The organism is Alterinioella sp., assembly GCF_058343375.1.
Window position 1 is genome coordinate 1 of sequence record NZ_JBTUJH010000059.1, and the last position, 9863, is coordinate 9863.

At 64.3% G+C, this 9863-nt stretch carries 9 protein-coding genes; 3 read left to right on the forward strand and 6 right to left on the reverse strand.

What is annotated here, in order from left to right; translation table 11 throughout:
* The 3 genes from ACW8PS_RS08910 to ACW8PS_RS08920 form a co-directional block, all read right to left on the reverse strand.
* The coding region (locus tag ACW8PS_RS08910; RefSeq protein ID WP_491527015.1) for an NAD(P)/FAD-dependent oxidoreductase at nt 1-228 on the reverse strand (228 nt) is incomplete at its 3' end.
* 9 nt (nt 229-237) lie between these two features.
* Entirely contained in the window at nt 238-1134 is an 897-nt protein-coding gene (locus tag ACW8PS_RS08915) for a homocysteine S-methyltransferase family protein (protein ID WP_491527016.1), read from the reverse strand.
* Nucleotides 1131-3578, reverse strand: coding sequence for a GcvT family protein (locus ACW8PS_RS08920; RefSeq protein WP_491527017.1), 2448 nt, complete (start codon nt 3576-3578; stop codon nt 1131-1133). The genes ACW8PS_RS08915 and ACW8PS_RS08920 overlap by 4 nt, the downstream gene beginning before the upstream one ends.
* A gap of 192 nt (nt 3579-3770) precedes the next feature.
* Between ACW8PS_RS08920 and ACW8PS_RS08925 the strand changes: the two genes are divergently transcribed.
* Complete coding sequence (locus tag ACW8PS_RS08925) at nt 3771-4646, forward strand: LysR family transcriptional regulator (RefSeq protein ID WP_491527018.1); 876 nt, start codon at nt 3771-3773, stop codon at nt 4644-4646.
* Here ACW8PS_RS08925 and ACW8PS_RS08930 read toward each other — a convergent pair.
* Together ACW8PS_RS08930 and trhO are read right to left on the reverse strand one after the other, a co-directional pair.
* Nucleotides 4633-5697, reverse strand: a complete 1065-nt coding sequence (locus ACW8PS_RS08930; RefSeq protein ID WP_491527019.1) for an AbrB family transcriptional regulator — start codon at nt 5695-5697, stop codon at nt 4633-4635. The genes ACW8PS_RS08925 and ACW8PS_RS08930 overlap by 14 nt on opposite strands.
* Before the next feature lie 3 nt (nt 5698-5700).
* Nucleotides 5701-6606: an oxygen-dependent tRNA uridine(34) hydroxylase TrhO gene (trhO, locus tag ACW8PS_RS08935; RefSeq protein WP_491527020.1), complete on the reverse strand. Its 906-nt coding sequence runs from the start codon at nt 6604-6606 to the stop codon at nt 5701-5703.
* Nucleotides 6607-6820: 214 nt separating this feature from the next.
* Here trhO and pncA point away from each other — a divergent pair, with 214 nt between their 5' ends.
* Nucleotides 6821-7426 (forward strand): bifunctional nicotinamidase/pyrazinamidase, encoded by a 606-nt coding sequence (pncA, locus tag ACW8PS_RS08940; RefSeq protein WP_491527023.1) that lies wholly within the window; start codon nt 6821-6823, stop codon nt 7424-7426.
* Between the two features lie 38 nt (nt 7427-7464).
* Here the strand turns inward: pncA and ACW8PS_RS08945 are convergent, their stop codons facing one another.
* Complete coding sequence (locus ACW8PS_RS08945; protein WP_491527021.1) at nt 7465-8571, reverse strand: THUMP domain-containing class I SAM-dependent RNA methyltransferase; 1107 nt, start codon at nt 8569-8571, stop codon at nt 7465-7467.
* Nucleotides 8572-8706: 135 nt separating this feature from the next.
* Here ACW8PS_RS08945 and ACW8PS_RS08950 point away from each other — a divergent pair.
* The coding region (locus ACW8PS_RS08950; RefSeq protein ID WP_491527022.1) for a nicotinate phosphoribosyltransferase at nt 8707-9863 on the forward strand (1157 nt) is incomplete at its 3' end.

A 9863-nucleotide genomic window follows, 5' to 3' on the forward strand; every position in this document is an offset into this window, starting at 1 on the left:
CCTGACATAGAGATCGACCGAATATTTCGCCAATCTCGTGGCATTCTGGCTGCCGCGCAATTGCCCGATCAGCCCGGCCGCATGCCATGTGGTGCCACAGGTCAGTTGCTTGCGTTCCAGCAGCACCACGTCCTGCCAGCCCAGCTTCGCCAGATGATAGGCCACCGAACAGCCGGAAATACCGCCACCGATGACCACCGCGCGCGCCTGTGTGGGTATCTGTTTCATTCCGGTTCCTCAGATAATCCGATGCCCGGCAGCGACCAGCCGGGTGGCAATTTCCGCGATATGGGCGGGCGTGATCTCGCAACAGCCGCCGACAATACCGGCCCCCTGCCCGACCCAGCCCATGACGAAATCGGCATATTCCGCAGGCCCCAGATCGGCGCGTCCTTCCAGCGCGTCCACCGTCGGCGCATCTTTCAGAAAACCTTGCGTGATCCCGGTAAACCCATTGGCATAGGCCCCAAAGGGCAGGCCAAAATCCCTGATGATCTCCAGCGCCTCGCCCACAACTTCGGGCCGGGTGCAATTGACCAGAATGGCCGCCGGGGCATGGGCGGAAATCACCGAGGCCAGATCGGCCAGCGCCTCGCCCGATCGCAGCCTGGTGCCGTCATGATCCTGCGTCGACACCGCCAGCCAGACCGGTTTTCCGGCATCCCGCACACCCTGCAACGCGCCCAGCGCATGTTTCACCGAGACCACGGTTTCGATCAGCAGCAGGTCCACCCGGTCGCCCATCAGCCGCATAATTTCACCATAGGCGCGCGCGGCCTCGGCAGGCTCGGGGCACAGATCGGGCCGGTAAGAGGCCTGCAACGGCCCCAGCGATCCGGCAACCCGGCCGCGCCCATGCGCGTCACGCGCCGCCACGGCCCCGGCAATGGCGGCCTCCAGCAATGCCTCGAATTGGTCCTCGATCCCGGCCCGCGCCAGCCGGTCGCGCAACACCGCATAGCTGTTGGTCGTGGCCACGCTGGCCCCGGCATTGAAATAATCGCGGTGCAGTTCGGCCACCAGATCAGGCTTTTCCATCATCACGGTGGTCGACCATAGCGGCGTCGGCCGCTCGCCCGCCCGTTTGACCAGCTCCTGCCCGATGGAGCCATCCAGCAGCGTGATCGCACTCATGCCCGCAACCTTTCATTGGCCGGATCCCAGAGCGGCTGATCCTGCTGCACCACGGCGCGACAGCGCGTGCCATAGATCTCCACCTCGATCTCGGTGCCCGGCACTGCCAGATCGGCGCGCAGCATTCCCAGCGCAATCGAGCCCCCCACCCGGTAGCCCCAGCCGCCCGAAGTGGTCTCACCAACCACCGCATCGCCATGCCACAGGCAGGACATATAAGGCGCATCGGCATCGCCGGCATCGACCAGCAGCGTCACGAACCGCTTGCTGACGCCTCGCTGTTTTTCGTTTTGCAACGCCGGTTTGCCGGGAAAATCCTGCGGCTTGTCCAGCTTCACGAACCGCTCCAGCCCGGCTTCCAGCAACGAATAATCGGTCGACAGATCGCCCTTCCAGGCGCGATACCCCTTCTCCAGCCGCATCGAATTCAGCGCATACATGCCAAAAGGCACCGCCCCACCCGCCAGAACCGCATCATAAAGCGCCGGAATATCGGCATTGGCGGCATGGATTTCCCAACCCAACTCGCCAGCAAACGACACCCGCGCCAGCAGGCATTCGATGCCCGCCACCTTGGCCGTCTGGATCGACAACCAGGGGGCGCTCAGATCGGCCAGCGTCTCAAGCCCCTGAAACAATTCGCGCGCCTTTGGCCCGGTGACGATCAGCGTGGAAAATTCAGTGGTATGATCAGTCAGGCTCAACCCCTCGGGCAGCACATCGCGCAAGATCTCGAAATCATGCCATTGCGCCGCGGCCGCCGTGATCAGGGTAAAATCATCCTCGCCATGGCGCAGCACCGACATTTCGGTCAGGATCCGGCCCCGGCTGTCGGGAAAATAGGCCAGGTTCATCCGCCCGACCCTGGGCAATCCACCGGCAATCCGGCCACGCAGAAACTCCGCCGCCCCCGCGCCTTGCAGATAAAACCGCGAAAACCCCGGCAGATCCAGCACCCCGACCGCGTCGCGCACCGCCTCGACCTCACCCCGGATACGCGCCTGCCATGGGCCGCTGCGGTCCCAGGTCCGGGTCGCCTCCTCGCTGGTATCATCGCCGGGGGCGGCAAACCAATTGGCCCGCTCCCAGCCATTATAGGCCCCCATCTGGCCGCCCAGTTCCCGCACCCTTGCATCGACCGGTGACAGCTTCTTGTCGCGCCCGGCGGGCCATTCATGATGCGGGAAATGCATCGCATATTCATGGCCATAGGTCTCCAGCGCCTTGGCCAGGCAATAATCAGGATCGGTATAATCGGTATAGCGGCGCGGATCGACGGCCCACATGTCATCCTCGGTCTCGCCATGCATGATCCATTCCGACAGGACCTTGCCCGCGCCCCCACCCTGCGCGATGCCAAAGGTAAAGCTGTGCCCCTCAAAAGCGTTGCGCACCCCCGGCATCGGCCCGATCATCGGCAACCCGTCAGGCGCATAGGGAATCGGGCCGTTGATATTGCGGCCCACCCCTGCCGTGCCCAATATCGGCACCCGCGCCATGGCATCCTCGATATACCATTCCAGCCGCTCCAGATCGTCAGGATAAAGCTGGAATGAGAAATCCTGCGGCATCGGATCCTCCGGCGTCACCCAATGCGCCTTGCAATTGCGCTCATAGGGCCCAAGATTCAGCCCGTTCTTGTCCTGGCGCATGTAATATGAGCTATCGACATCGCGCAGCAGCGGCACCTTATGGCCAACTTCCTTGGCCCAGGCCGCCAGTTCCGGGATCTCCTCGGTCAGGAAATACTGATGGCTCATCACCACCATCGGCACCCTGCGCCCGCCAAAGGGCCGAAACATCTCGCCCACGCGCTGCGCGTAATAACCGGCGCAATTGACCACATATTCGCAGCGGATATCGCCCTTTCCGGTCGTCACGATCCACTCATCGCCATCGCGCTCCAGCCCCAGGGCCGGGCAGAACCGCTCGATCCGGCCACCGGCATCGCGCGCCCCCTTGGCCAAGGCCTGGGTCAGCTGCGCCGGGTCGATATCGCCATCCAGCGGGTCCCACATGCCGCCTTCCAGATCATGGATCTCCAGAAACGGGTGAAGCTCCTGCAACTCCGCGGGCGAACACAGCGCCATCTCCAGACCCTGATACCGGCCCATCCCGGCAACCCGCTCAAATTCCTGCATCCGCTGCCTGGAATGGGCCAGCCGGATCGACCCGGTGACATGGTAATTCATCGGATACCCGACATCATCGCCCAGGCTGCGATACATCGCCGCCGAATAGCGCTGCAATTTCATCACCGCCCAGGAGGCGGCGAAATTCGGCACATTGCCCGCCGCGTGCCAGGTTGATCCCGCCGTCAGCTCGTTCTTTTCCAGCAACACGCAATCGCGCCAGCCCGCGCGGGCCAGATGATACAGCGTCGAGGTGCCGACAACCCCGCCGCCGATGATGACAACGCGCGCAGTGCTTGGAAACTCAGCCATGGACCCCTCCCAAATATCGCCCCCCCCCACAGCCTAGAACCATTCGCTTTGCCCTATCAATCGCCCGTAATCGGTATTATTAATCGCCAACTCCGATTAGCAGCCCCTTCACCAGGCATTAAGGTTAACGCGCCCCCTTCCAGCTTCTTCTTTGCAAAAATACTCAAATCCCGACCCGAAAGGCCCCAGGCGATGCAGATCGAACTTGTCGAAACCTTTCTCGACCTGTGCGAAACCCACAGCTTCAACCGCACCGCCGAACGGCTCGGCATCACGCAATCGACCGTCTCGGGCCGGGTCAAGGCGCTGGAAAAGACCCTTGATCGGCGGCTTTTCCTGCGCAGCCGCGCGGGCACATCGCTGACTCTGGAGGGCATAAGGTTCGAACCACATGCCCGCGCCCTGCGTCTGAACTGGTCCGAGGCCCTGCGCGCCACCCGTGATGCCGGCCCCACCGCCACCACGATCCGGGTCGGGCTGCAACGCGATCTGACCAGCCCCCATATCGGCGATTGGGTGCGCGAATTTCGCGCCTTCCTGCCCGATACCTCGCTCTATATCGAGGCCGATTTCTCCTCCCAGATGTGCCGGGATCTGATGCAGGGTGCCTTGGATGTCGCCGTCATCTACACCCCCAAACCGCATCCCGATCTCTATTTCGAAACCCTCTGCGAAGTGCGATTCCGGATGATCTCGGATGTGGCCGAAACCCTGTCCGACGTGCCGCGTGACAGCTATGTTCTGGCCGCCGTCTGCCACGCCTTTGAACGGGTTCACAAATCGCTGCACCCAGGTCTCAGCACCGCCGCGATCGCCTGCGGGCAGAACTCTCTGGTCTCGGCCATGCTGACCGGGCTCGGCGGCAGCGGCTATGTGCTGGAAGACACCGCCACCGCGATGGTCGCCACCGGGCGTTTCGCCTATGTCAAAAAGGCCCCCGTGATTCCGCAGGCGGTCTATTCCGCGATCCATCTGCGCAACCGGCACCGGTCCTCGCATCGCAAGCTGATCCAGCTTCTGGGCACCCATGTGCCGGGCCACCGCAAATCCGGTCTCAGCCCCGGTTGATCCAGCGAAAAAACAGCGGTGCCGAAAAGATCACCATCACGATCCGCACGATATGGGTGACCGCGACATAGGCGATATCGCCACCCATGGCGAAGGCCAGCAGGCTCATTTCGGTCAGCCCGCCGGGGGAATAGGCCAGGAAGGCCTGCGCCAGGCTGGTCTCGGTCAGGCTGGCAACGACCCAGGCAAAGCCCAGGCCGGTGGCCAGCATCCCGGCGGTGGAAAACACCGACAGAAACAGGTCGCGCCCGACCTCGCGCAGCGCCGCGCCGATGAACCGGCAACCGATGATGGCACCCAGAACCACCTGCGCGCCAATCACCAAAGCCGTCGGCGGCGGCAGCTCGACCAGGCCCGCGACATGCGCCGCCGCACTCAGGATCATCGGCCCCAGCATCGGTGCCGCCGGCAGGCGCAAGACCCGGCCCAGCGGCACGCCCAGCGCGGCACAAATGGCCAGGATCAGGTAATCACCCAGGCCCAGCGCGCCAAGGGCGGTCCAGTTCGTGCCATTCTGGCTGCCCGATTGCACATCCAGAACCAGCCCGAAAAACAGCGCCACGAATGAGATCGTCAACAAGATCCGCGAGGCATGCGCCAACGCGATGCGCCGTTCATTGCCGCCCGCCTCGCCGCCAAGGATCAGCATTTCGTTCAGCCCGCCGGGCATGGCGCTGAAAAACGCGGTCACCGGGTCGAACCCGCCCAAATGGCGATAAATCAGATAACTGCCGCCCGCCGCGCTCGCCAGAAACGGCCCCAATACCAGAAAACTGACCGTCCAGTCGCCCAACGCCTCAAAGGTCTCGGCATTGACCGCCGATCCCAGCATCACCCCGATGATCGGCACCACCAGCAGCCGCAGCCCGTTTGGTCCCTGCACCGGGGCGCGGGCCAGCGCCGCAACGGTATTGCCCAGCATCGCGCCCAGCATCCAGGGCAATGGCATCCCGATCACAAAACCCAGATACCCGGCACCAAGACCCAGCGCCAATGACAGCAAGACCTTGCGCCACGCCGCCCCGCCCAGAATATTGCCGAACGGGGCCACCGGCTAGCCTCCCGCCAGATGGCTCTCGCCGCGCGCCCGGGCCAATGCGATCTGCTTCTGGCGTTCGCGGAATCTGGCCCGGTCGGCATCGCTATGCTCATCGGCGCAATGATGGCACTGCACCCCGGCCTCATATTCCGGGCGCGCCTGATCCGCCCGCAGCAACGGCCGGCGGCAGGCCCGACACAGCGAATGCGGCCCCTGCCGCAACCCATGACCGACCGAGACCCGCTCATCAAAAACAAAGCATTCCCCCTGCCACAGACTGTCCTCGGCAGGCACATCTTCCAGATATTGCAAGATCCCGCCCTTCAGGTGAAACACATCCGCAACCCCTTGCGACAACAGGTAGTTGGTGGATTTCTCGCAGCGGATGCCGCCGGTGCAGAACATCGCGATCCGCTTGTTGTGAAACCGGTCCTTGTTGGCCTGCCACCAGGCCGGAAAATCGCGGAACGCCGCTGTTTGCGGATCCACCGCGCCCCTAAATGTGCCAATCGCCACTTCGTAATCATTGCGGGTGTCGATCACCGCCACATCGGGGGCCGAAATCAGATCATTCCAATCGGCGGCCCGCACGTAATGGCCGACCGCCGCCTTCGGGTCCACGCCCGGCACACCCAGCGTCACGATCTCTTTCTTCAGGCGCACCTTCAGACGGCCAAAGGGCGGCTGATCGGCCTGGGATTCCTTCCATTCCAGATCCTCGCAGCCCGGCAGAGCACGAATATGGGCCAGCACCGCCTCCAGCCCGGCGCGCGGCCCCGCGATAGTGCCGTTGATGCCCTCACTGGCCAGCAACAGCGACCCGCGCACCGCGTTTTGCGCGCAGATCCCCTGCAACGGGGCCTGCAATGCGGCGGGGTCATCGAACCGGGTGAAATGATAAAGGGCGGCAATGTGATACATATCCGGGTTCCTAGCCCCGTGCCGTCCGATCCTCAAGACCCCGGCCATCGGATGCGCCCCGGCCGGGGCGCGAATGCCGGTCGCGATCGCTATCGAACAGACCGGATCAAGCGCCATGGCCCGGTTGCGCCCGCCGCGCCAGCGCGTAGGGTGGGCCAAACCCGAGCAGACGCCGCCAGACAAGCCGCCGCCAGACAAGCCAAGGACACCGCCCATGCAGCCCGACAGCCACGCCCTGATCGTCATCGACATGCAAAATGATTTCTGCCCCGGCGGCGCGCTGGCGGTGGCCGATGGCGATGCCATCCTGCCCGGCATCAACGCGGCGATGGAGGATTTCTCCGCCATCATCCTGACCCAGGACTGGCACCCGTTCGGCCATTCCAGCTTTGCCAGCCAGCACCCCGGCGCGGCCCCCTTCTCGGTGGTCGAATTTCCCTATGGCCCGCAGGTCCTGTGGCCCGATCACTGCATCCAGAGCAGCCCCGGCGCCGCCCTTCACCCCGAGCTGAACAGCAGCGCCGCCGATCTGATCATCCGCAAGGGCTTTCGCCCCGGCATCGACAGCTATTCGGCGTTTTTCGAGAATGACCATGTCACGCCAACCGGGCTGGAAGGCTACCTGCGCAGCCGCGGCATCGACCAGCTGACGCTTGCCGGCCTCGCCACCGATTTCTGCGTCAGCTATTCCGCCCTTGACGCCGCCCGGCTCGGCTTTGGCACCACCCTGCGCATGGATCTCTGCCGCGCCATTGATCTCGACGGCTCGCTTGCGGCGGCAGTCGCGGCGATGACAGATGCGGGCGTCCGCCTCATATAACCCGATCAACGCGGCCCGGCGCGCCACAAATAACCCGATCAAAGCGGCCCGGCGCGCCACAAAGTCACCTTCAGCCCGCCAAACGACACCGACCTGCCGGGCACCCCCCAGGGCAGCCCGGTCGCCTTTGCCAGCCCGCCATCGCTGGTCACCAGCCCGATGCGCCAGCCCGCGAAACGCTCCTTCAGGGTCTTGCCCAGCGCGCCATATAGCGAAAACAAAAGCTTGCGATTGCCGATCCGCGACCCATAGGGCGGGTTCACCATGACCAGACCGGGCCGGCCTTCGGGCGGGGTCAGGTCGCTGATCGCCTGCCGCCGGAACGCGGTCACAGCCGTCACGCCGGCCCGCTCGGCATTGCCCACAGCCCCCCGGATCGCGCCGTCATCGCGGTCATAGCCGTAAAACCGCACCGGCCCCGCGGGCACCACATCGCGCCTCATCGCGGCCCAGGCAGCGGCGTCAAAGCTGGCCAGATCCTCGAACGCAAACCGCCGCGACCGCCCCGGCTGCAGACCAGCCGCAATCTCGGCCGCCTCGATCACGAATGTGCCAGAACCACACATCGGATCGACCACCGGGCCGGTGCCATCAAAACCGCATTGCGCCAGAAACAGCGCCGCCAGGTTTTCCCGCATCGGGGCCTTGCCGATAAATTCCTTATGGCCGCGCCGGTGCAGCGCCACGCCCGAAGCATCGACGCTGATCACGCACAGATCATCCTCGATCCGCACTTTCACCACCAGCCCGGCCTCGGGCGAAAGCGTCACGCCCAGTTCCTCGACCAGGGCCCGCTCCACCCGCTCTGCCGCCGCGCGCGCATGGTAGATCCGCGACTTGCGGCAGGTGACCTCCACCCGCACAGGCATATCGGCGCGCAGGCTGTCACCCCAAGGGAATTTCCGCGCCCGTTTGTCCAGTTGCGCCAGATGCATGGCCCGAAAACTGCCCAACCGCACCAATACCCGGCCCGCGCCGCGCAATTCCAGATTGGCGCGCCACACATCAGGCCAGCCACCGGTCAGCGTAACACCCCCCGGCACCGGGCGCGGCGCGGCAAACCCCGCACCACCCGCTTCGCGCGCCAACGCCTCCTCCAACCCCGGTGCCGCGGCCAGGAATATTTCCATTTCAGAGTTTCCCATGCCGCACCCCTACCGCGATCCCGCATCTGCCGCGACCACAATCTCGCGCCATTGCCCTTGCCTTTCGCCCGCGCTCTTTGCTCTAACAACAGCACCGGCCACGCCAAGGGCCACCTGCCATGAAAGGCCGCCCCGATGGTCGATATCGCCGCCCGCGTCTATAATCACAAATGGAAGATCGACCCGATCGTCCGATCCCTGATCGACACGGATTTCTACAAGCTCCTGATGTGCCAATCGGTGTTCCGCAACAAACCCGACACCCAGGTCACCTTTTCCCTGATCAACCGCACCCACCGGATCAAGCTGGCGCATCTGATCGACGAGGGCGAGCTGCGCGAACAGCTCGACCATATCCGCTCCCTCAGCCTCAGCCGCGGCGAAAGCACCTGGATGCGCGGCAATCTGTTCTACGGCAAGCGCCAGATGTTCACCCCCGAATTCATGGATTGGTTCGAAAACCTGCGCCTGCCCGCCTACCACCTGGAAAAGCGCGACGGGCAATATGAGCTGACATTCGAAGGCTCCTGGCCCGAGGTCATGCTGTGGGAAATTCCCGCCCTTGCCGTGCTGATGGAGCTGCGCGGGCGCAGGGTGCTGGCCGATATGGGCCGGTTCGAATTGCAGGTGCTCTATGCCCGCGCCATGACCAAGCTCTGGCAAAAGGTCGAACGCCTGCGCGATATCCCCGATCTGCGCATCGCCGATTTCGGCACGCGGCGCCGGCACAGCTACCTGTGGCAGGATTGGTGCGTGCAGGCGATGATGGAGGGGTTGGGCGACAAGTTCACCGGCACCTCCAACTGCCACATCGCCATGCGCCGCGAGATCGAGGCCATCGGCACCAACGCGCATGAACTGCCGATGATCTACGCCGCCCTGGCCGAGGATGACGCAGCCCTGGCGCAGGCCCCCTATGACGTGCTTAGCGATTGGCAGGAGGAGCATTCCGGCAATCTGCGCATCATCCTGCCCGACACATACGGCACCGAAGGCTTCCTGAAAAACGCGCCCGACTGGCTGGCCGGCTGGACCGGCATCCGCATCGATTCAGGCGACCCGGCAAGCGCGGCCGAAACCGCCATCACCTGGTGGGCCGCGCGCGGCGAGGACCCAAGCGAAAAACTGGTGATCTTCTCGGACGGGCTGGACGTGGAAACCATCGCCACCCTGCACGCCCAATTCGCGGGCCGGGTGAAGGTCTCGTTCGGCTGGGGCACGCTGCTGACCAACGATTTCCGAGGCCTCGTCCCCAACGACGCCCTCGCCCCGTTCTCATTAGTGTGTAAAGC

Excerpts from the sequence above, each read along its gene's own strand:
- ACW8PS_RS08920 (WP_491527017.1), bottom strand. The coding sequence starts at position 3,578 with ATGGCTGAGTTTCCAAGCACTGCGCGCGTTGTCATCATCGGCGGCGGG.
- trhO (WP_491527020.1), bottom strand. The coding sequence starts at position 6,606 with ATGTATCACATTGCCGCCCTTTATCATTTCACCCGGTTCGATGACCCC.
- ACW8PS_RS08925 (WP_491527018.1), top strand. The coding sequence starts at position 3,771 with ATGCAGATCGAACTTGTCGAAACCTTTCTCGACCTGTGCGAAACCCAC.
- ACW8PS_RS08915 (WP_491527016.1), bottom strand. The coding sequence starts at position 1,134 with ATGAGTGCGATCACGCTGCTGGATGGCTCCATCGGGCAGGAGCTGGTC.
- ACW8PS_RS08945 (WP_491527021.1), bottom strand. The coding sequence starts at position 8,571 with ATGGGAAACTCTGAAATGGAAATATTCCTGGCCGCGGCACCGGGGTTG.
- pncA (WP_491527023.1), top strand. The coding sequence starts at position 6,821 with ATGCAGCCCGACAGCCACGCCCTGATCGTCATCGACATGCAAAATGAT.